General features: G+C 34.3%; 21 protein-coding genes. 10 read left to right on the top strand and 11 right to left on the bottom strand.

Annotation, left to right across the window (positions count from 1 at the left end; genetic code table 11):
- Window positions 1-5 precede the first annotated feature (5 nt).
- The 4 genes from A2530_RS00395 to cas6 are packed head-to-tail and all read right to left on the bottom strand — an operon-like array spanning window position 6 to window position 4,279.
- Window positions 6-983 carry a type I CRISPR-associated protein Cas7 gene (locus A2530_RS00395; RefSeq protein ID WP_294883859.1) on the bottom strand — a complete coding sequence of 326 codons (978 nt, stop codon included), beginning with the start codon at window positions 981-983 and terminating at the stop codon, window positions 6-8.
- Entirely contained in the window at window positions 976-3,042 is a 2,067-nt protein-coding gene (locus A2530_RS00390) for a hypothetical protein (protein ID WP_294883857.1), read from the bottom strand. Before A2530_RS00390 ends, A2530_RS00395 begins: the two co-directional genes overlap by 8 nt.
- Window positions 3,039-3,557, bottom strand: a complete 519-nt coding sequence (locus A2530_RS00385) for a hypothetical protein (protein ID WP_294883856.1) — start codon at window positions 3,555-3,557, stop codon at window positions 3,039-3,041. Before A2530_RS00385 ends, A2530_RS00390 begins: the two co-directional genes overlap by 4 nt.
- Complete coding sequence (cas6, locus tag A2530_RS00380) at window positions 3,554-4,279, bottom strand: CRISPR-associated endoribonuclease Cas6 (RefSeq protein ID WP_294883854.1); 726 nt, start codon at window positions 4,277-4,279, stop codon at window positions 3,554-3,556. Before cas6 ends, A2530_RS00385 begins: the two co-directional genes overlap by 4 nt.
- Window positions 4,280-4,422: 143 nt before the next feature.
- Here cas6 and ispG point away from each other — a divergent pair, with 143 nt between their 5' ends.
- From ispG to A2530_RS00365, 3 genes are read left to right on the top strand one after another with little or no spacing between them, the layout of a single operon-like run.
- A complete protein-coding gene (gene ispG, locus A2530_RS00375) occupies window positions 4,423-5,484 on the top strand; it encodes a flavodoxin-dependent (E)-4-hydroxy-3-methylbut-2-enyl-diphosphate synthase (RefSeq protein WP_294883852.1) in 1,062 nt (353 codons plus the stop codon).
- Entirely contained in the window at window positions 5,484-6,935 is a 1,452-nt protein-coding gene (locus A2530_RS00370) for a replicative DNA helicase (RefSeq protein WP_294883850.1), read from the top strand. The genes ispG and A2530_RS00370 overlap by 1 nt, the downstream gene beginning before the upstream one ends.
- Window positions 6,936-6,939: 4 nt before the next feature.
- Window positions 6,940-8,202 carry a ComEC/Rec2 family competence protein gene (locus A2530_RS00365; protein ID WP_294883848.1) on the top strand — a complete coding sequence of 421 codons (1,263 nt, stop codon included), beginning with the start codon at window positions 6,940-6,942 and terminating at the stop codon, window positions 8,200-8,202.
- Here the strand turns inward: A2530_RS00365 and A2530_RS00360 are convergent.
- Window positions 8,146-8,970, bottom strand: coding sequence for a YihY family inner membrane protein (locus A2530_RS00360; RefSeq protein ID WP_294883846.1), 825 nt, complete (start codon window positions 8,968-8,970; stop codon window positions 8,146-8,148). The genes A2530_RS00365 and A2530_RS00360 overlap by 57 nt on opposite strands.
- A 170-nt stretch (window positions 8,971-9,140) precedes the next feature.
- Here A2530_RS00360 and A2530_RS00355 point away from each other — a divergent pair, with 170 nt between their 5' ends.
- Entirely contained in the window at window positions 9,141-9,575 is a 435-nt protein-coding gene (locus tag A2530_RS00355) for a hypothetical protein (RefSeq protein ID WP_294883844.1), read from the top strand.
- 6 nt (window positions 9,576-9,581) lie between these two features.
- Here A2530_RS00355 and A2530_RS00350 read toward each other — a convergent pair whose 3' ends face one another.
- Both A2530_RS00350 and A2530_RS00345 read right to left on the bottom strand, forming a co-directional pair.
- Window positions 9,582-10,967, bottom strand: a complete 1,386-nt coding sequence (locus A2530_RS00350; RefSeq protein ID WP_294883842.1) for an FAD-linked oxidase C-terminal domain-containing protein — start codon at window positions 10,965-10,967, stop codon at window positions 9,582-9,584.
- A gap of 3 nt (window positions 10,968-10,970) precedes the next feature.
- On the bottom strand, window positions 10,971-11,768 hold the full coding sequence (locus A2530_RS00345) for a plasminogen-binding N-terminal domain-containing protein (protein ID WP_294883840.1): 798 nt from the start codon (window positions 11,766-11,768) through the stop codon (window positions 10,971-10,973).
- 113 nt (window positions 11,769-11,881) lie between these two features.
- Here A2530_RS00345 and A2530_RS00340 point away from each other — a divergent pair, with 113 nt between their 5' ends.
- Both A2530_RS00340 and A2530_RS00335 read left to right on the top strand, forming a co-directional pair.
- Window positions 11,882-13,090: a peptidoglycan DD-metalloendopeptidase family protein gene (locus tag A2530_RS00340; RefSeq protein WP_294883838.1), complete on the top strand. Its 1,209-nt coding sequence runs from the start codon at window positions 11,882-11,884 to the stop codon at window positions 13,088-13,090.
- Window positions 13,059-13,628 carry an NUDIX hydrolase gene (locus A2530_RS00335; RefSeq protein WP_294883836.1) on the top strand — a complete coding sequence of 190 codons (570 nt, stop codon included), beginning with the start codon at window positions 13,059-13,061 and terminating at the stop codon, window positions 13,626-13,628. Before A2530_RS00340 ends, A2530_RS00335 begins: the two co-directional genes overlap by 32 nt.
- Here A2530_RS00335 and A2530_RS00330 read toward each other — a convergent pair.
- The 3 genes from A2530_RS00330 to A2530_RS00320 all read right to left on the bottom strand — a co-directional run bounded on the left by A2530_RS00330 (window position 13,612) and on the right by A2530_RS00320 (window position 16,387).
- On the bottom strand, window positions 13,612-15,456 hold the full coding sequence (locus A2530_RS00330; protein ID WP_294883835.1) for a primosomal protein N': 1,845 nt from the start codon (window positions 15,454-15,456) through the stop codon (window positions 13,612-13,614). The genes A2530_RS00335 and A2530_RS00330 overlap by 17 nt on opposite strands.
- Before the next feature lie 19 nt (window positions 15,457-15,475).
- Complete coding sequence (locus tag A2530_RS00325) at window positions 15,476-15,916, bottom strand: type II secretion system protein (RefSeq protein WP_294883833.1); 441 nt, start codon at window positions 15,914-15,916, stop codon at window positions 15,476-15,478.
- An 87-nt stretch (window positions 15,917-16,003) separates the two neighbouring features.
- Window positions 16,004-16,387: a type II secretion system protein gene (locus tag A2530_RS00320; protein ID WP_294883832.1), complete on the bottom strand. Its 384-nt coding sequence runs from the start codon at window positions 16,385-16,387 to the stop codon at window positions 16,004-16,006.
- 158 nt (window positions 16,388-16,545) lie between these two features.
- Here A2530_RS00320 and flgB point away from each other — a divergent pair, with 158 nt between their 5' ends.
- Genes flgB through A2530_RS00300 form a run of 4 tightly spaced genes read left to right on the top strand, consistent with a single transcriptional unit; the run spans window position 16,546 to window position 19,634 of the window.
- Complete coding sequence (gene flgB / locus A2530_RS00315; RefSeq protein ID WP_294883830.1) at window positions 16,546-16,977, top strand: flagellar basal body rod protein FlgB; 432 nt, start codon at window positions 16,546-16,548, stop codon at window positions 16,975-16,977.
- A 10-nt stretch (window positions 16,978-16,987) separates the two neighbouring features.
- The gene (gene flgC / locus A2530_RS00310) at window positions 16,988-17,482 is read left to right on the top strand and encodes a flagellar basal body rod protein FlgC (protein WP_294883829.1); all 495 of its coding nucleotides are present in this window, start codon (window positions 16,988-16,990) and stop codon (window positions 17,480-17,482) included.
- A gap of 15 nt (window positions 17,483-17,497) precedes the next feature.
- Entirely contained in the window at window positions 17,498-17,794 is a 297-nt protein-coding gene (gene fliE / locus A2530_RS00305) for a flagellar hook-basal body complex protein FliE (RefSeq protein ID WP_294883828.1), read from the top strand.
- A gap of 49 nt (window positions 17,795-17,843) precedes the next feature.
- Window positions 17,844-19,634 carry a penicillin-binding protein 2 gene (locus tag A2530_RS00300; protein ID WP_294883827.1) on the top strand — a complete coding sequence of 597 codons (1,791 nt, stop codon included), beginning with the start codon at window positions 17,844-17,846 and terminating at the stop codon, window positions 19,632-19,634.
- Here A2530_RS00300 and panC read toward each other — a convergent pair.
- Window positions 19,581-20,426, bottom strand: a complete 846-nt coding sequence (gene panC, locus A2530_RS00295) for a pantoate--beta-alanine ligase (RefSeq protein ID WP_294883825.1) — start codon at window positions 20,424-20,426, stop codon at window positions 19,581-19,583. The genes A2530_RS00300 and panC overlap by 54 nt on opposite strands.
- Window positions 20,427-20,447: the final 21 nt, after the last annotated feature.

Genomic DNA, 20,447 nt, shown 5'->3' with positions numbered 1-20,447 from the left:
ACACTTTATAAAATTTGAGATAAATCAAATTTTTGAATTTTTAAATTTTGATTATCATAAGTCACATTCGTCAGTTCATCAATTGAATAAATATCTATTGAAGCAATCTCTTTAGCAATATTTTCTTTTGATAGATAACTGATTAAATCACTTAAATCAAAACTATTTTTATCTCCATTTTCACCCTTTGTAAATTTGATAAATTGAGTAAAATTTGGCAGAGTTAAAATTGAATTTTCATTAAGTGTGACATAAATAGACAACTCATTTTCTACTCCACTTTTTGAGTGAGAATCATAGAAAGTTGCAGCATTATTAAAAGAATTTTTTAGAATTGTTATATCATTTTGTGATAGAAGTTTTAGTTTACTTTCTTTCTCTTCTTCATCCAATAAACTTTTTTCTTTTTTAGTTTTTTGTTCCTTGTTTATTACATTTTCCCAACTTGATAAATTTTTAGGATTGATTGAAAAATTATGAATATAATGAGCTTCTGTCGCTTTGCTCATAGCTCCAATGGTATTGTTTCCATCACCCTCTTTCGTTGCGAATGGAGATAATATTTCATCCGTATAAACTTTGCCTTTATGGAATAAATCTGTTGCATGATTAACCTGCACGACACCATGGAGAGATAAGCTGTTTCCTGCATCTGCCAATGTAGCACCAAATAATCTTACATCAATACATTCAAGCAATGTCATTAAAGTATTTTCTTTTTGTTCTAATTTGGAATATGCTTGCTTTAATGTTAAAACTGAAAAATTTTCATCGTACTGTTTTGTAAAAAGTACTTTTTCTTTTTCATAATTCTTTTTAATATAATTTCTTACAAGCCACTTAAACGATTTATCTGTCGCATAAAAACTACCATCACTTTTCAATCTTCTAGGAAGTCCATTAAAATCTGCATTATAATTTGCATTGATTGCCTTAACAACTACACACCCATATACTCTATTATTAAATTCCGTATTACTCATTTTCATTCTCCTGTTTTTGATTTAAAATTTGATTGTCAGCAAAATATCCTGCGACCATATATTCCATTACATCATCGATATTAAGATTATCTTTATATGTTTGAACAATACTCATTGCTTTGTCATATCTTTTATAAAATTTTAGTTTATGAGCATACTTTCTATGAATATCATAAATATACTCTTTTAAAAGTTTACTTGTCTGCCAATCTGTAAAAGCACTAAAATCACTATGATTTTTATTTTCTTTTTTCTTTTCACTCTGCTCAATTAGAAACCTTGCCATTTGACCGCAAAGAAACGCAAATAACTTATCGTCATTTTCTATATGATCTATTCCGACGAACTCTCTTTTTGGCTTTTTATCATTTTTTAAAATTACCTTGCCATCTTTGTCTATGGCATCTTGCCAATACCCCAAAGAGATATTCATCTTCTCTTTTAATTTTACAAATTCGCCTTGTTCCACTTTTTCACCTCCGTTTTTAAAATGATGTTTTATGCTAAATAGCAAATTTAATTTTTCTAATATTTCATTTTCATAGATTGAATAATATTTCTCATCCTTAGCTTTTTTGGCTTTATCATGTTTTATATTGTCTTTGATAATATCCAAAATCATCTCCCTAAACTCAATGTTATCGAGACTAGATTGATAGGATTTGTAGATAAAATCATAAAAATTTTGACGATATTTGATAAGATAATTTTTGAGTAAACTATTTGAGTTTTTTGAATCTATTTTGGAATAAGTCATTTTTAATTTATTATCATCATAAGGGGTAAAATAATTTCCAATTAACTTTTCCTCAAAAATCAATTCATGAAAAATCTTTTCAAATTGGAATACTGACAAATAGTCTTCATATAAACTTGAAAAATCTAGTATTTGCTTGTTCAGTAACATTTTATGATTTTTTAACTCTATGAAATTTATAAGTTGAAATTTTGTCATATATTTAAAATTTTGAATATAATCAACATCATTCGCAAATAATTTTTTTTGAGGTCCATCAAATTTAAAATTGAATAAATAATAATTCTTTAAACTTTTTGGATATTTTTCATAAAGTTCCTTAATTATTTCTCTATATGTCTTTGGCTCTTCTTTCTCATCTAGTATCTTAAACACATCTCGGAAAGCACTAATTTCTCTATCGTCTTTGTAAATTATTAATGGTAATGGGTTTGATATATTGAGCTTTGCTAATTCCCAAAATTTTATTAACTTTGTAGCACAATTTATACAAATTTTAAAATTATAAGTTATTCCAAAATTCTTATTTGCAAAAGTACTATCATAGTTTGTAAACAAAAACGGTGCTGAAATATTATCTATAAGACCACAGCTGTTGCACTTGTTTTTTTCAAATATCATTTCTGAGCTTTTTTTATTAAATGATTTTTCTTTTAGATAAAAACTATCAAATCTAGTCTGTTGAATGTTTCCAACATCTAAACAAATATAAATACTTTCTTGTTCTAATGTAGTTTTTCCTTTTTTATTCGTAAGTTCTTTTTTTAACAATTCTTTTAAAATATTATTGAATTGAAAATTTGGAATCAGCTCTAATGCTATATTTTTTATTATTTCTATAAATTTTTTATAGTCATTATTTTCATCGATATATTCAATAGCCTTTAAAAAATGTGCATTAATATTTTCAGTGATTACTAAATGTATTTCATTTTTCTTATCAAATTTATAAAAGTTGATTTGTTCGCCATTGAAATCAAAGTCAACTTTCATAAAAAATGGAGATGTACTATCTAAAGACTTCACTTTTTTGTACGGCTGAAAATTATTATTTTTGCCTTTAGAATAAACCTTGGCAAAATATAAAACCTTTTGTATATCTGTATCTAATTTTGAAGTTCTTAGTTCATTATTTTCAAACTGATAAAACTCAAATACTCTTGATTTTCCTTTTATTATTTTGCTTTCAATGTTTTGTGAATCCTTTAAATCTATATAAATAAAAAGTCCATCAATTTTTGCATCCAAATATTGTTCAATCCCATCGTTAGCATCCATAAACTCCACAATCTCTTTTATCATTCCCTCTCCTCCCACACTTTATAGCTCAAATCTATCACATCTTTTTTTTCATAGCACTCCATAGAGTTTGGAAAGCCTAAAAGCATGTAGTCTTCACTGAGCTTTTTAAAATCAATCTCCATCTTTTGTAAAATCTCTATCAAATTTTTAAGTTGAGAGGCAAACGGTAAGTTAAACATTCCCAAATTTATTGCACCATCCTCATCATCTTCTAATATTGCATTAAATGGATTTGGCTCTTTATCTTTAAAAAGGTCGTTATAGATATGATTGAGCAAATAGAGATTCGCATTTTCATTGTAATAAAACAGCTCTTTTTTAGATAATTCAAGCGTAGCACTTTTTTTATCTAAAAAGTTTCGTACATACTCTTTAAAAACAGCTCCTAAAAAATCACTATCGCTAGGGTCAAAATAAAAACTGTTTTGTTCAAGCACTAATGTCATGATGTTGTGAAGCTCATCTTTATTAAAAAGTCCTTTTGATTTCCAATGCACTTCTTGAACCGTTATCATCTCATACCCTTCCCCAAACAAAATCCCCCACCATAACTGTTCTTCTCCCCAAGTCCACATGCAAGAGCGACAAACGCCAGTTTTTGGCTTACCTCGTCTTCATTTGGGACGATGCGAAATTTATTTCCGAAAAAGGTGATTTGTTTGTCATCTTTTGTTATGTTTATATTTTGCGGGACTCTATTTTTTATCTCAAGCAGCTGTATAAAATTTTGTACCGATTCAATCTCTTCGCCAAAAAAGCTTTTATACTTTTTTGCTAGATTATCATGCAACTGTTTTTGGAGTTGCATGATATCTCCGCTCTCTTTCATCGTCCAATATTTTTTGCTCTCAAGCGAAACTATGACAGGTGTTGCAGAGTAAAGTTCGCTTATAAAAAATTGTTTACTTGTTTTTTTTGTTGTTTGGAGCACTAGCATGTCGCTACTGTTGATATTTTCTCTAAGTGCGTGTAAAAGAGTGTCTATAAGCTTCTCATTAAGTGAGCGAATAGTAAATTCATAAATATTTCTGTTTTGGTATTTTTTCGTTTTTAAGTCCTGTTCATTTGGTCGAAATCCGCTAAAAACATAGTACTTAAACCCCTTGTCTTTATGCGACTCTTCAAGTCCGCCTTTTGCCATAGAGTAGCTTATATATTTTGAGAGCATCTCAAAACTTCTACTAAATCCTACATCTTTTTTTAAGTATGCCTTGCATGTCAGTTCAAAGTATTTCATAAAAATTTCCTTACTTAATATTTTAAAACATTTAATAATACTATATTTTTACAAAAAAATATAATTATTTTGCAAATTGTCATATTTTTATATCAAAATTTTTTCAAAGCGATTTTTTATTCCAATCTGGCTAAAATCTCTTTATGATAAAAAGATACCCAACTAAAAAAATATTTGTAGGTAACGTAGCAGTAGGCGGTGATGCACCTATCAGCGTGCAGTCGATGACATTTTCAAAAACCTCGGATGTCGCTTCTACTGTGGAGCAGATAAAAAGACTGCATTTTGCAGGATGCGACATTGTTCGTGTTGCAGTTCCGGATATGGAGGATGCACTTGCATTAAAGAGCATAAAAGAGCAAATCTCTTTGCCTCTTGTTGCAGACATTCACTTCAATCATCGTCTTGCACTTGTTGCCGCAGAAGTGGTTGACTGCATACGGATAAATCCCGGAAACATAGGCTCGAAAGAGCGCGTAAAAGAGGTAGTAAAAGCTTGTCAAGCTCGTAATATACCTATCCGTATCGGCGTAAATGCAGGTAGTTTGGAAAAAGAGTTTTTAAACAAATACGGACAGACTTCAGAGGGGATGGTAGCCTCAGCCGAATATAACATCAAGTTTTTGGAAGATTTGGGATTTGATGATATCAAAATCTCTCTAAAAGCAAGTGACGTACAAAGAACTGTTAATGCTTATAGAATGTTACGTCCTAAAAACAGCTATCCATTTCATCTTGGAGTTACCGAAGCCGGAACGCTTTTTCACGCAACCGTTAAAAGTGCTATCGGGCTTGGTTCGCTTCTTCTTGAGGGTATAGGCGATACCATGAGAGTCTCTATTACCGGAGAGCTTGAAGATGAGATTAAAGTAGGACGTGCAATTTTAAAAGACAGCGGCGCGGTTAAAGACGGGCTAAATATAATCTCATGTCCTACATGTGGACGTATCGAAGCGGATTTGGTGAGCGCGGTAGGTCAGATAGAAGAGCGTACTGCTCACATAAAAGCGCCTCTTAACGTCTCGGTTATGGGATGTGTTGTAAATGCAATCGGTGAAGCCGCACATGCAGACGTGGCAATCGCTTACGGAAAAGGCAAAGGGCTTGTCATGGTTAAAGGCGAAGTTGTTGCAAACCTTGATGAGCATGAGCTTGTAGATAGATTTGTAGCCGAAGTTGAAAAAATGGCGAAAGAGACAGAGTGATGCAAGAAAATTTATACAATTTAGCTTTTGAGCGAAGCATCTTAAGTTCAATCGTTTTTGAACCCAGCCAATTTGATGAGCTTGGCACACAGTTAAGAAAAGATGATTTCTATCTTCCTGCCCATCAAGATATATTTAGCGTTATGACCCTGCTTTTACAAAAAGATCAGCCTATTGATGAGGAGTTCATCAAAAAAGAGCTTATCAAAATGAAAAAGTTTGATGAGAGCGTTATGCTTGAAATTCTCTCGGCAAACCCTATCTCAAACACAAAAGCTTATGTTGACGAGATAAGAGACAAATCTCTTAAACGCAATCTTTTAACGCTTACTACCGAGATAAAAAGAGTAACGGTAGAAGAGGAGCTTCCAAGTGCGGAAGTTATCGATATAGTAGAGAAAAAACTCTATGAGATAACTCAAGACAACCAGACATCCGACTTTAAAAACTCTCCGAAAATGACCTTTGACACGATGGAGTACATCAAGGAGATGAAAGCTCGCGGCAATAGCGTTCTTGTCGGAGTTGATACAGGTTTTCATGAACTAAACAAAATGACTACTGGATTTGGCAAGGGGGATTTGGTTATCGTTGCAGCTCGTCCTGCAATGGGAAAAACAAGTTTTATTTTAAACACCGTTAACAACCTCATCACAAAAGGCAAAGGCGTAGCATTTTTCTCACTTGAGATGCCTGCCGAACAACTTATGCTTAGACTTCTCTCCATCCAGACATCTATTCCTCTTCAAAAACTGCGTGTCGGAGATATGAATGATGATCAGTGGAGTTCCCTAAACGGTGCGATTGACAGAATGAACAATGCTAAACTTTTTGTAGATGATGCCGGAAGCATAAATATAAATCAGCTTCGCTCAAAACTGCGAAAATTAAAAAATCAGCACCCTGAAATAGAAATAGCCGTAATCGACTATCTTCAAATTATGAGCGGTGTCGGAACTCAAGACAGACACTTGCAGGTTTCAGAGATGTCAAGGGGGCTTAAGATGCTTGCCCGTGAGCTAAATATGCCAATCGTTGCACTATCTCAGCTCAACCGCGGACTTGAATCAAGAAACGACAAAAGACCGATGCTAAGCGACATCCGTGAATCTGGTTCTATCGAGCAGGATGCCGACATTATTCTCTTTGTTTACCGTGATGACGTTTACCTATACAAAGAGGAAAAAGAGCGAGAAAAAGCTGCAAAAGCAGAAGGAAAAGAGTTCAATCCGACTTATATAGAAAAAGAGGAAGAGGATGCAGAGATAATCATAGGCAAGCAAAGAAACGGACCGACCGGACATGTAAAACTTATTTTTCAAAAAAAACTTACCCGCTTCGTGGATGCAACTCCTTACGCCAAAGGTATAGAGACAATTTATGAAAATGTCGATACCCGTTCGGCAAATATTGATATTTCTAACGATATGGTTTCAATGCCGCCGCTTTAGATAGATGATAGAGAGAGTCTCGCTTTTTACCTCAAAACGTGATATCTCTTTTTTTATCATAGCTTCTCTTTTTATACTTCTTATCTCTGTTTTTGTTGAGTACACAAACTATAAAAAACTTACTAAATTTGATTCGGCACTTGTCAATGCATTAGTACTGAAGCAGTATGTCAAGACCAAAAACGGCAGAACTTATCAGGTTTTAAAACTAAAAAGCGAAGATGATTTAACTTTTTACACAACCGCCAAAAAATCACTTGAAGATATTAAGTATAAAAAACTACATCTTGAAATTTTCTTGCCTAAACTCACTTTTTACGAATATCTAAACACTTTTTATGCAAACAGCAAAATCATCGCCATAAAAGATGAACAAAACATAAAAGCAAATCTAAACTCATATATATCAGCCTCACATGTAAATCCAAAAATTGCAAATATCTATCAGGCTCTATACAGTGCTACGCCTTTGGAATTTGAGCTGCAAAAAGCATTTTCGACTTTAGGCGTATCTCATCTTTTAGCCATAAGCGGTTTTCATCTAGGCGTCTTAAGTGCGTTGCTTTACTTTATACTCTCTCCTATTTACGGCTCTTTGCAAGATAAATTTTTCCCTTATGCAAACAAGAAACTGCATCTTTTTATGCTAGTAAGTTCAACTCTTTTTGCCTACATGTTATTCTTAGATTCTCCGCCTTCGGTTGTTCGTGCTTTTGGAATGTTACTCGTCGGATTTATACTTTATGAACGAGGCATAAAAATCGTCTCTATGCAGACTCTGTTTCTTACTCTTCTTCTGCTTTTGGCATTTTTCCCGCGGCTTTTTTTCTCTCTTGGATTTTGGCTCTCAGCTTTGGGCGTATTTTATATATTTTTATTTCTAATTCACTTCAAACATTTTAGTAAAACTTTGCAGTTTATTTTACTGCCTTTTTGGGTTTATATTTTGATGCTTCCTTTTTCACTTGCAATTTTTGAAAATTTCAGCCTCTATCACCCTCTCTCGATAATCTACTCCGTACTTTTTACTATTTTTTATCCGCTTAGTATATTTTTACATGTAGCAGGCTTTGGAGATTTATTTGATACTCTGCTTGAGAGTTTTATAGCATTAGGGACAAACGGCTTACATGTAAAACTCGGTTATGAACTTTTAATCTTACATGTAACACTTTCGCTTATGGGCATATTTCAAAGAAAAGCGGCTATTTTAACTCTCCTCTGCGCTGTTTTTATCCTGATATACGCTATTTATAATGTGACATAATTTAAGCCCGTAAACAAATATAATCCATGAGGCATAAATCCATAAAAACAAAAACATGACAATAGAAAAAGAGCCGTACATCGTTGCATAGGCTTTGTTGTAAAAAACATAATATATAAAACCGTTTTTTGCAATGCTAAATACGATAGAAGTTATAAAAGAGCTTTGAAGAGAAGCTTTTGCACTGATTTTTGTATTTGCGGAGATTTGAAATATAAGAAAGAACAGCCCCCAGATAATGATATAAGGTACAAGCGGAAGGATATTTATACCGGATGTGTATTCGTTGTTTGCCATCAATGAGGCAATATGCCCCGTAATATAAAAAGAGACTCCAAGCCCGATAGGAGTCAGTGTCAAAAGCGTCCAAAATGTCGTAACAGACTCCCAGACTCCTCTTTTTTTTGCATGAAAAATTTTATTTGCAATATACTCAAAATTTTGAAAAAACAGAAGTGAAGAGATGATTACGACTACAAAACTTATCATGCTCATCTCAACCGAATTTTGTAAAAAGCCGTTTATATGACCCATAAGAGCTTCAGAGTTTACAGGCATAAGGTTTGAAAAAATAAACTCTTGAATTTTTATATAATAATCTGAAAAATTCGGCAAAGAAGTAAAGAGAGTAAGCGTTATTAAAAGTAGCGGAACTAAAGTAAAAATCGTATAAAAACTAAGACTTGCGGCATAAAATGTAAGATCTCTATCTATAAATGACGTTAAAAATAACTTTATATACCCATATATTTTATAAATAATCTGCATTAAAAAAACTCCGTAAATAAAGAACTTTTATTATGACACAATTAGCTTATATTTAGTAGAATTTCAGCTCTAATTAATTGAGTTAGCTGAATGATTATCATCGAGAGGAAGTTATGACGAAGCAATCTATATAATCAAAACGCTCAATTATAAAAAATAAAAGGTACCTGTTGAAAAACTCACTACTATTGATACTTCTAATTACTGCAACTCTTTTAAATGCCGACGATTTAGAACAGCAAAAATATCTTGAAGATTTTTGCGGTCGCGTAAATGAAAATATTGAAAAACTAAAAGATTTTCCAAGAAAAAAGACACATATTAATAAAATCTCTTTTGATAAAAACTCGGTTGATATATATTTAAAAAGCAATTTAGAGGAGATTGTACTAGTAGATATAAAAGATGAATTTGAGATGATGAATAAAACATTAATGAAGAGAAAATTTTGCAGAGACGATTATTTTAAAAGAATGCAAGAGGGGTTGGTAATTAACTTTAACTATTACAATCAAAAAGAGGAGTTAATTACTAATTTTTGTCTAAATGAAGAGAGTTGCAAAGAGGCGAACTCTGCACTCTCAGACTCAAAATATGCGGACTAAATCTACTTAGTTTAGTCCCATTTTTGCAGGATTTAAGATGTTATTTGGGTCAAATGCCGTCTTAATAGATTTAAAAAGTGCCATCTCCTCTGGCGTGAATGCCATTGACATGTAAGGAGCTTTTGCAAGACCTATTCCATGCTCACCCGAAAGCGTTCCGCCCAAATCAATTGTTGCTTGAAACACCTCTTCTATTGCCATGTAAGCAATCTTAACCTGCTCGGGGTCTTTACCGTCAACCATTACGTTAGTATGAACATTTCCGTCTCCGGTATGTCCAAAACATGGAATTTTGATATTATATTTATCTGCTATCGCATAAAACTTTTCAAGTAATTCAGGCAAAGCAGAACGCGGAACAGTTACGTCTTCGTTTAACTTTTTACTTCCATAAACGCTAAGTGCAGGAGAAGCATTACGTCTTGCAAACCAGATATCGGAAGCCTCTTTTTTGTCTTTTGCTATCTTAAATTCGCTGCATCCGTTTTCAAAAAAAACCTTCTCGATTTCGGCAAGCTGAAAATTTAAATCCTCTTCTAAATTTCCGTCAACATCGGTAACTAAAAGCGCACCTGCATCGATTGGAAGTCCTTTGTGAAAAGTCTGCTCAACCGCACGAATCGTCAAATTATCTAAAAACTCCATTGCAACTGGCGTTATACCGCTTGCCATTGTTTTATACACGGCGTTCATTGCATCTTTTACGGTAGGAAAAATCCCCATAGCGGTTTTTGTAAGTTTAGGTTTTGGAATAAGTCTTAAGGTAATTTCGCTAAGAACTGCCAATGTTCCCTCACTAGCTATCAAAATGCCGCTTATGTTATATCCTGCCACGTCTTTTATGGTTTTTTTACCTGCTTTTATTATGTCTCCATTTGGTAAAACCGCGCGTGTAGCCATAACATAATCTTTTGTGATTCCGTATTTTGCAGCTCTCATACCGCCCGCATTTTCACTGACGTTTCCGCCGATACTTGAGTACTCTTGAGAAGCGGGATCGGGCGGATAAAAAAGTCCTACCTCTTCAACGGCACGTTGTAAGTCCATGTTGATAACACCGGGTTGAACGACTGCTACCATGTTCTTCATATCAATCTCTAAAATCTTGTTCATATGCTTTTCAAAGCCAAGAACAATTCCCCCACTACTAGGAAGTGCGCCGCCCGTAAAACCGCTTCCTGCTCCACGAGGAACAATAATAATTTTATGCTCGTTGCAGTACTTTAAAATTTTGCTGATATCATCTTCGTTTCGTGGAAATATAACGGCGTCAGGTTCAAAATGCTCTCTTGTGGCATCATAAGAGTAGGCTATTAAATGTGCTTTGTCGCTATATATATTTTCGTCTCCTACAACTTTGCCAAAATAGTCTAAATGTTTATTATCAATCATTTTTTACCCTTTTATATCAAATTCTTCAAGCAGCTTCTGCACTTTTTTAGAACTGTTTTTAACAATATCGTAAAGCTCTTTACTTTGTGGATTCGCTTTTATCATAAGCTCATAGTAATGCGGTTCATACTCTTCAAGTCTGCTGCTGCCCTCGCCCCACCAAGCAGAGTCTATTTCAGGAACTCTTGTATAAAAAGGGAGTTGAGTCTCTTTTTGTTCTAGTTTTGCGTCTGTAATTGCCAATATTTTAAAACTTTTTGCATCTAGCGTATAGACTCTGTTTTCTAAAAATATAAAAAAGAGACCGACTGAGGTATTGACACTCATCTCGCTAAAGTCGCTTCTAAGTGGAGTCGGATGTCCGTTAAATGATAAAACTGTAGCAAAAATATCAGGATGAACCCATTGCAGTTTAGAGCTTTTAGTAACTCTGTAGTATATCTCTTCATTTGGCGCTATTAAAACTCCTCTTGTATATCCAAAAGCTAAAACGGCAATATCTCCGACTTTTATATCCCACTTACCTACCGGTAGAGCATTGTTTTTAAGTTCGCCAAATTCGCTAATTTCAAGTTTTGCAATTTTACTCTTTTCATCAAAACTCTTAACTACCACATTTTTTAAAATTATCGTATGCTCTTTTGCTACTTCATGAACTATAAAACCGCTTACTCCGACATCAACTTTATCAACCTTAATCGTTGCCTCCGATGCATCCTTGTTTATCTCAATCAAAGGAGATTTTAAAAGACCTCCAAAAAGTTCTAAAGCCGCAATAAATAATAGAAATATGTACTTCATTCTCTTCACTTTATAAATAATATAGTGCGATTATATCAAACAAACCTCACACTAAGGCAAATTTTGTTAGAGTTTTGACATTATTTTAAAAATTTACGGTTACGGTTATATATATGATAAGATTTTTTATATTTTTTTTACTTACAACATCTCTTTTTAGCTCACAAGTCGAAACCTCCCGCTGGATTGACGGTGAGACATATTTATCATTTTTGGAACGAAACAATCTTCCTCTTAAAACCCTCTATTATAATCTGGACGAAGATGAGCAACAGCTTACGGAAGAGATAATATCAAATGTTCATTTTCACATGTCAAGAGATGCAAATAACGAGATAGCTCAGGTATTTATACCGCTAAATGATGAACTTCAGATTCATATATATAAAAATAACGGTGAGTACCTTTTTGAGACTATCCCAATTATAAGCGAAACAAGAACTGAAGCATTTACTCTTAAAATAGACCACTCTCCGTATCTGGATATTATAAGAGAAACAGGTTCAAAAAAACTTGCAACACTATTTGTATCAAGCTTTAAGCACTCGCTAAATTTTAAAAGCGACCTTAGAAAAGGCGATACGCTTGTTATGATATATGAGCAGAAATATCGTTTAGGAAGACCTTTTTCTATGCCGACTCTAAAAGTGGCAATGATAGAGATGAAAAATAAAAAACACTATATATATCTAAACAGTGATGATAGATTTTATAATGAAGATGGAAATGAGGTTGAAGGATTTTTACTTGCAACTCCGGTTAAAGGTGCGCGAATATCTTCACAATTTACAAAAAGAAGATTTCACCCTATTTTGAAAAAATATCGTGCTCATCTAGGAATTGATTATGCTGCCGGCAGAGGAACACCGATTGCTGCTGCAGGAAGCGGCAGAATAACGTTTATAGGTACTACAAGAGGTTACGGAAACTTGACAAAAATACAGCATAGCGACGGTTATCTAACGCTATATGCCCATCAAAAATCTTTTAAAGGCTCTCTTAAAAACGGCTCTGTTGTTAAAAAAGGGCAGATTATAGGATATGTGGGAAACACTGGTCTCTCAACGGGTCCTCATCTTCATTTTGGACTCTATAAAGACGGTCAAGCAATCGATCCGCAAAGAGTTGTTCAAGTTGCTACAAAAAAATTAAAAGGCAATGAGAGAGTTGCATTTTTAAAACTTAAATCAAATTATGAACAGAGCATAAATCTTCATGTTAATAATGAAACAAAGTTTCCAAGAGTATCAATATATGAAACTGAGTGCTACTTTTATGACGGGGAAGTCTGTGTACAAGATAAAATCGATTCAGATACTTGAAAATCCAAAATTTATAAAACCGATACTGATTAACTATTCTGAGTTTGGAGTAGAAAAAAAGTGGGAAGCGGTAGTAACACATGACAGTGTTGCCGTACTTCTTTGGCATAGCCAAAAGAATGCTTTCGTGCTTGTAAAACAGCTTCGTGCTACAGTGCTGAATAAAAATAAAAACAACGGAATGATGTATGAGCTTTGCGCAGGCATAGTTGATAAAGACAAATCAAATATCGAAATAGCAAAAGAGGAGATTTTAGAGGAGTGCGGATATGACGTACCTTTAGAAAATCTACAAAAAATCGGCTCATTTTACACAAGTGTAGGAATATCCGGAACACATCAGACCATATATTATGCATCTTGCGATGAGAGCATGAGAGTAAGCGAGGGCGGCGGTTTACATGATGAGGAGATTGAGGTTGTTTATATACCTGTAAATGAAGCTAAAAGTTTTATGTTTGATGAATCCTACCAAAAGACGACAGGTGTTTTAATGTCGTTTTACTGGTTTTTTGACAATGTTATGAAAATTCAATAGGGTCCATATCTATCTGTGCCGAATCAACCCTACATGTAGATACAGCTTTTATAATCTCCGTGCTTTTTTCAGCTCGTAAAAGTATCTCAAACCTGTATTTATCGCTAACTCTCTCTATGGCACACTTTCCAAAACCGACTACTTCGATTTCTGAAAATTGATAGAGCATTTGAAGCATTTTATTCATCTCTTCCCCTGCTTTTATGCCGTTTTTATGTGAGAATAAAATCCTGCAAAGTTTCTTATATGGAGGATATAAATCTTTTCTATACTCCTTCTCAGCTTCCAAAAACTCTTCATAACTGTTTACATAAGTTTTAAAAAACTCCTCGTTAAAACTCTGAACCAGCACTTTTGCACTCTCTTTTCTTCCGCTTCGCCCAGATACTTGAATCAGAGTCGAGAGTGCTTTTTCTCTAGCTCTATAATCACTCATATTTAACATGTTATCAAGTCCAAAGATTACGGCTAAGGTAACTCCGTGATAATCATGCCCTTTGCTTATCATCTGCGTTCCCACGAGGATATCTGTCTCTTTATCGTTAAATCTCTTTAGAGCTTTTTTTAACTTATTTGAAGTTGTAATGACGTCTCTGTCAAACTGTTCAACAAATGCATCACTATACTCATTTTGTAACTCTTTTACGACTTCTGCCGTTCCAAGCCTTGAGCTTGTAAGGTTCTCGCTGCCACATTCTGAACATCTCTGCGGTATAGCTTGAGTAAAATTACAGTAGTGGCATTTAAGCGCTCTTGATTTTTGATGAACGCTCATTCCTACACTGCAAAAAACACACTTGTAAGTATGCCCGCAATCGGCACATATCAAATATTTAAAGTTTGCCCGTGTAGGCAAAAATATGATACTTTGCTCTTTTTTTTGTAAATTGTTTTTTATATTTTGCAAAATCAAAGGTGATATACTCTCGACTCGTGCTTCATATATAAACTCTCTTTTTGAGTTAAAGTATCCGCCCTTTAGTCTTACATGCGGAAATTTAACATAACTGCCAAGACTCGGAGTGGCACTTCCTAAAACTACATGTATATCGTAAAGTTTTCCCATATATATCGCTATATCTCTTGCATTATAACGAGGTTTTGAAGATGATTTATAACTATCGTCATGCTCCTCGTCAACTACAATTAAGCCTAAATCTTTTATGGGTAAAAATAGAGCCGAGCGCGGCCCTGCAATTATTTTTGCGGAGCCGTCATATATTTTCTCAAGCGCTTTTTTCTTCTGCAAAGGAGTAAGTTTAGAGTGCCACATAACGACTTCATCCCCAAAATGGTTATGTAATCTTTTGCTCATCTGCGGAGTCAATGAAATTTCAGGCATAAGAAAAATAGAGCGTCTGTTCTGTTTAATCATCTCTGCAAAATAGTACATGTAAATCTCTGTTTTTCCGCTGCCGGTATCGCCAAAGAGAAGTGAGACTTTATGCTTTTGCAAAAATTCAAACGCCTCTTTTTGTCTATTTGACAAATGGATATCTTCTATCTTAGAGTTAAATTCATATTCGCCATCACTACCGTTTTTGCAATACGCAACCATAAGAGAAAGCGCTTCTCCTAAAGAACAAACATAATAAACAGATATAAACTTTGAGAGTTCAATCTGTTTTGCAGAGTAAAAATAGTCATAAATTTCTAAAATTTCTACCGTTTTAAAATCGGGCTTCTGACATGTAGATATAACTACGCCCTCAACTACTCTGTTTTTAACTTTAATACTTACTTTTGTACCGATATCTATGCTTTTTAGACTATGGTATGTAAACGGTTCTAGCGGAGAATTTAAAAGAGATATATTATAGTAATGCAACTTCTTTACAACCAAATAACTAATCGGTTAGTTGTGAACACTCGGAACCTGACGTACACATAAATTTTCCATCATTTGGCGTATAAGTAAAAGTGTTTGTGCTTCCGTTGATGTTGTACGTATAAACAGTATCGCTTGTTATTGCCCAATAACCTGAAGATGTTCCCGCTTTTATACCGTAAGTAAGAAGTGTTCTTGTACCGCCATCACCTGTAAAAAGTGTCGTAGAAGACGTTGAAGGAGAGAGTTTTGTAATATATGTACTAATTCCCTTAATTACTTGAGTTTGTCTCTCGTTAACTATAGCAGCTCTTATAGTGGCTATATCTGCACGTCCTTTTGCTATATCTGCTTGTACTCTAGTATCGCTAAATTTAGGAAGAGCAACAGCTGCTAAAATACCCAAAACAACAATAACAAAAATCAACTCTATCATGGTAAAAGCGCGCGAGTACTTCATAACAACCCTAAATAATAATTTTTAAAATATCCAAAGATAGCTTGAAAATTACTACTATTTTATTCCCACGCAAAGCGTGGAAAAACATTAGTTAGCAGTAAATGACCAAACCGGAGCAGCCGTAGCACTACCGTCACTTATCATAGAAACCGTACCCATTGTACCTGCTGTTCCGTTTCCATCTGCATGAGGTATAGTACCACATTTTGCGGAATCATAATCAGGCATATGCGTAGTAGTAATAGCAGTGATATCAGCAGCGTCAATGGCACCACCATCTCCATCATTTAAAGACTTTGACCAAAGAACGGGTCCAATAGTTCTGTTTAATGTTCCTACTACAGATTTACAATTTCCCGCTTCTGCTTGTTCAGATACACCAACAAATTTTGGCAACGCAACCGCCGCTAAAATACCTAAAATAACAATAACGAAAATCAACTCTATCATAGTAAAACCGGCTCTTCTCATAAGAACTCCCTACATGTATTAAAAAATCGGGCCACACTTGCAACGCAACCATCGTGCCATTATGAAACAGATGAGATTAATAGCCGCTTAAATAATAGGAATTCTTTTTTTTGGAACTCTAATTGCTTATGATATATAAATTTAATAAGGAGTATGTTGTGAGCATTGAAATTTCTAGAACGCATAACCTAATTGCAAAAGCACTTGATTATAGGTCTATACGTCAGGATATGATATCCTCAAATATTGCCAATGCCGATACTCCGTTTTATAAACCTAGAGATATAAGTTTTGAAGCTGCTTTGGCTCAAGAAAAGGCAAAGATATTAAATCAAAATAGTTCAAAACTTCAAATGGCTCAAACAGATGGCGCTCATATAGCACTGCAAGATGAGCAAACGTCATATAAACCGAAAACATTTTTTAGAGACGGGCATATGGCAAGAAATGACGGAAACAGCGTTGATTTAGATGTTGAAACAACAGAAATGAGTAAAAACTCGGTTATGTTTAATGCTCTGATTAATGCCAATAAAAAAGACACTATGATTTACAGAAGCGTTATAGACGCCTCTTCAAAAATCAGTTAAGGATTAAAAGATGAGTAATTTTTTAAGCAGTTTTGATATCAGCGGTTACGGACTCTCTGCTCAACGGGTTCGTGTAAACACCATCTCTCAAAACATTGCAAATGCACAAACAACCAGAACTGATGAAGGTGGACCTTACAGAAGAAAAGAGGTTGTTTTTAAAGCTATTGACTTTAACGAACAATTTAATAAAGCAATCAATGCTATGACTGAGAGTGCTAAGTATGAGGACCCGCTAAATGAGGGCGATTTTGGCAAAAAGGTAAATCCCGCTATAATGAGCGTAGTAGTTGATAAAATTTCACGTGATGATAGGGAACCTAAGATGAAGTTTGATCCAGCCCATCCTGATGCAGATGCAAACGGCTACGTTGCGTATCCAAATATTAATCCTGTTATAGAAATGGCCGATTTAGTAGAAGCAACCAGAAGTTATCAGGCAAATGTTGCCGCTTTTGAGAGTTCTAAAAATATGGCAAACAGTGCTATTTCACTGTTACAATAGTAAAAAAGGCAAGTTATGAGTAGCATAAGTGGTATTTCAGGCACATCGACGGCCGACTTATTAAAACAAAAGAGTAAAATTGAAGAGGGCGGTGTTGATTTTGCCGAGCATTTAAAGTCTGCACTAAATGAGGTAAATGAGCTTCAACAAAATAGCGAAGTAGCCCTTGGCGATATGGCTACCGGACAGGTTAAAGACCTTCATCAGGCAGCTCTTGCTATTGGAAAAGCTGAAACAAGTATGAAACTTATGCTTGAGATTAGAAACAAGGCACTCAGTGCTTATAAAGAGTTAGGCAGAACACAGATATAATTAGTGTGCAAAATGTTATAATCCTCTTAAAAATTAAGATACTTAAAAAATGAATAATCAAAACAAAAGTAAAAAAATATTTCTTCTATTTTCATTGATAGGTATCGGCTTTTTTATATTTTTAAGCGTAATGCTTATTACGACCCTCAAAGCGAGAGACATTCCTTCTCTTTATGCAAAAGACACATCAAAAGCAGTTCGCGGTTCTATAATCAGTGCGGACGGATTTCACATAGCCACTACAATAAAACTCTACAAAGCAGTTATAAATACATACTATATAGACCCTAAAAAAAAGGAACTCTTTGTAGAACTTTTTAGCATATATTCAGGGATTGATGTTAATGAACTTAAAGATAAATTGAGCAAACAAAAAGGAATTGTTGTTCTTAGTTACAACATTCCACAAAAACAAGCTCAATATCTAAAGCAACTAGCTTATGAGCTTAGAAGATTTAAAGTATTTGTTGAGAGAAAAAATCCTATAACCGGTAAAACTTCGGTTATAGGACTCAATATCATTGAGAGCGGCGAGAGCAGAGAGTATGCATACGACAAACTATTAACTCCTATTATAGGGTATCCTCACAAGGTTGAAGAGGATGGCTATACGTTTGTAAAAGGCGTAAAGGGTATAGAAAAAAAGTTTGAAAATGAGCTTCAAGCAAAACAGGATGAACTCAGTCAAGGCTTACGAGATGTGAACAGTTACATAATTTTAAACAAAGATAGTTTTACTAAGCCTGAGATAAACGGTCTTGACATAAAGCTAAATATTCCTGTTGCTCTTCAAATACGCATTGAGAGAATGCTTGATGATATGAAAAAAGATTTAGATGCCCAGGAGATTATGATTACGATTATGAACTCAAAAAACGGCAAAGTTATAGCTATGGCGAGTTCAAACAGATTTTTACCAAAATATATTCAAAAAGATGATTATTCATCGCTAAATAGCGGAATGATAGAGTACAGCTTTGAACCTGGAAGTGTTATAAAAACGGTAACATTCTCTCTTCTTTTAGATAAAGGTCTTGTTAATCCTTATGATATGGTTAATGTTAATAATGGACGTTTTAACGTAGGAAGAAAGACTATTACGGATGAACATAAATACGAATGGTTAAGTGCTGAAGATATTATAGTTCACTCATCAAATGTCGGTATAGTAAAACTATCTCAAAAACTCTCGGGTGCCGATTTTAATAAAGGACTTATTGATTTTGGATTTTCCGTAAAATCTACGCCTGACCTCATTTATGAAAGAGCAGGCTCTGTTCCTGATGCTATGCAACTAAATAACGAAATTTACAAAGCAACTTGTTCTTACGGATATGGAATACGTGTAAATCTTATGCAGCTTATAAAAGCATATAGCGCTTTTAATAATAACGGAAGAACAATTACTCCAAAAATAGTAAACTGCTTTATTAATAATCAAAAAAAAGAGTTAGTCGTCCCGAATGAAGAGCAGATTCAAGTTATTAAAAGCTCGACTGCACAAAGAGTAAAAAGTATTCTCATAAAAACAGTAAACGAGGGTACAGGGGTAAAGGCGAAGTCTGAAGGATTAGAAATCGGTGGAAAAACCGGAACTGCCCATATAGTTGAAGATGCAGAGTATGTTAATAAATATAATACCTCATTTATAGGTTTTGCAAACGATAAAGAGAACAAATATGTAATTGGCTCCGTAGTTATAAAACCTAAAAAGAGCCAGTTTGCATCTCAGACTGCCGTGCCTGTTTTCAAAAATGCAGTTGATATATTGGTTGAAGAGGGTTATTTAAAGCCAGATATTATCGAGCAACCTAGTACCCCCGACACTAGCCTCCACTAAAATTACACTATTTCCAAGCTCTACATGTAAGAGCTGGTTAAAATCACGGCTTACTATCTCGACATAATGAATCTCTAACGGTTCTAAAATTTCTATCATACTTGTTATTATCTCTTTTGCATTCAACTCTCCTTTACTAACCATAGCACTGGCTTTTCGGAGTGATGATGATATCTTTAGCGCTTCTTCTCTCTCTTTGGGTATTAAGTAGGCATTTCTGCTACTAAGTGCCAAACCGTCTTTTTCTCTTACTGTATCTACCGGAACTATTTCTACACTCATAAAAAGTTGTTTAACCATTAAAGATATAAGATTTAGCTGCTGCGCATCTTTTTTTCCAAAGTATGCTCTTGTTGGATTTACTATATTTAGAAGTTTCATAACCACAGTTAAAACGCCATTAAAATGTCCAGGTCTGCTCTGCCCTTCCAAAACATACCCTCTTACCTTTGGTGCAAGTATTGAAACTTCATCAATGCCGTATATATCTTCGGCTTGAGGAAAGAACAAAATATCAACTCCGCTTAACTCACATATTTTTTTATCAGCTTCATCCTTTTTTGGATATTTATCTAAATCTTCACCCTTTAAAAATTGCGTAGGATTTAAAAATATAGAGACAACGACTAATTTGTTTTGCTCTTTTGCTTTTTTAATAAGAGAAATATGCCCCCCATGCAATGCACCCATAGTAGGAACAAAACCGATAGAGAAATCATTTTGAGTACTCATGGCTTTGCTTGTTTCTCTTAAATAGTTTTTTAATTCTAACGGACTAGAAATAATCTTCATTTTAAGCCTCAATTTAATATA

Origin of the sequence: Sulfurimonas sp. RIFOXYD2_FULL_34_21 (assembly GCF_001830805.1) — a bacterium.
Classification (GTDB): Bacteria; Campylobacterota; Campylobacteria; order Campylobacterales; family Sulfurimonadaceae; genus Sulfurimonas.
This window is presented reverse-complemented; position numbering and strand designations above follow the sequence as displayed.

What these genes read in the sequence shown, in the direction of transcription:
- A2530_RS00345 (WP_294883840.1), bottom strand. Translation starts at nt 11,768, where the DNA reads ATGAAGTACATATTTCTATTATTTATTGCGGCTTTAGAACTTTTTGGA.
- A2530_RS00325 (WP_294883833.1), bottom strand. Translation starts at nt 15,916, where the DNA reads ATGAAGTACTCGCGCGCTTTTACCATGATAGAGTTGATTTTTGTTATT.
- ispG (WP_294883852.1), top strand. Translation starts at nt 4,423, where the DNA reads ATGATAAAAAGATACCCAACTAAAAAAATATTTGTAGGTAACGTAGCA.
- panC (WP_294883825.1), bottom strand. Translation starts at nt 20,426, where the DNA reads ATGAAGATTATTTCTAGTCCGTTAGAATTAAAAAACTATTTAAGAGAA.
- A2530_RS00390 (WP_294883857.1), bottom strand. Translation starts at nt 3,042, where the DNA reads ATGATAAAAGAGATTGTGGAGTTTATGGATGCTAACGATGGGATTGAA.
- flgC (WP_294883829.1), top strand. Translation starts at nt 16,988, where the DNA reads ATGAGTAATTTTTTAAGCAGTTTTGATATCAGCGGTTACGGACTCTCT.
- A2530_RS00385 (WP_294883856.1), bottom strand. Translation starts at nt 3,557, where the DNA reads ATGATAACGGTTCAAGAAGTGCATTGGAAATCAAAAGGACTTTTTAAT.
- A2530_RS00340 (WP_294883838.1), top strand. Translation starts at nt 11,882, where the DNA reads ATGATAAGATTTTTTATATTTTTTTTACTTACAACATCTCTTTTTAGC.
- A2530_RS00300 (WP_294883827.1), top strand. Translation starts at nt 17,844, where the DNA reads ATGAATAATCAAAACAAAAGTAAAAAAATATTTCTTCTATTTTCATTG.
- A2530_RS00360 (WP_294883846.1), bottom strand. Translation starts at nt 8,970, where the DNA reads ATGCAGATTATTTATAAAATATATGGGTATATAAAGTTATTTTTAACG.
- A2530_RS00320 (WP_294883832.1), bottom strand. Translation starts at nt 16,387, where the DNA reads ATGAGAAGAGCCGGTTTTACTATGATAGAGTTGATTTTCGTTATTGTT.
- A2530_RS00365 (WP_294883848.1), top strand. Translation starts at nt 6,940, where the DNA reads ATGATAGAGAGAGTCTCGCTTTTTACCTCAAAACGTGATATCTCTTTT.
- cas6 (WP_294883854.1), bottom strand. Translation starts at nt 4,279, where the DNA reads ATGAAATACTTTGAACTGACATGCAAGGCATACTTAAAAAAAGATGTA.
- A2530_RS00350 (WP_294883842.1), bottom strand. Translation starts at nt 10,967, where the DNA reads ATGATTGATAATAAACATTTAGACTATTTTGGCAAAGTTGTAGGAGAC.
- A2530_RS00370 (WP_294883850.1), top strand. Translation starts at nt 5,484, where the DNA reads ATGCAAGAAAATTTATACAATTTAGCTTTTGAGCGAAGCATCTTAAGT.
- fliE (WP_294883828.1), top strand. Translation starts at nt 17,498, where the DNA reads ATGAGTAGCATAAGTGGTATTTCAGGCACATCGACGGCCGACTTATTA.
- A2530_RS00395 (WP_294883859.1), bottom strand. Translation starts at nt 983, where the DNA reads ATGAGTAATACGGAATTTAATAATAGAGTATATGGGTGTGTAGTTGTT.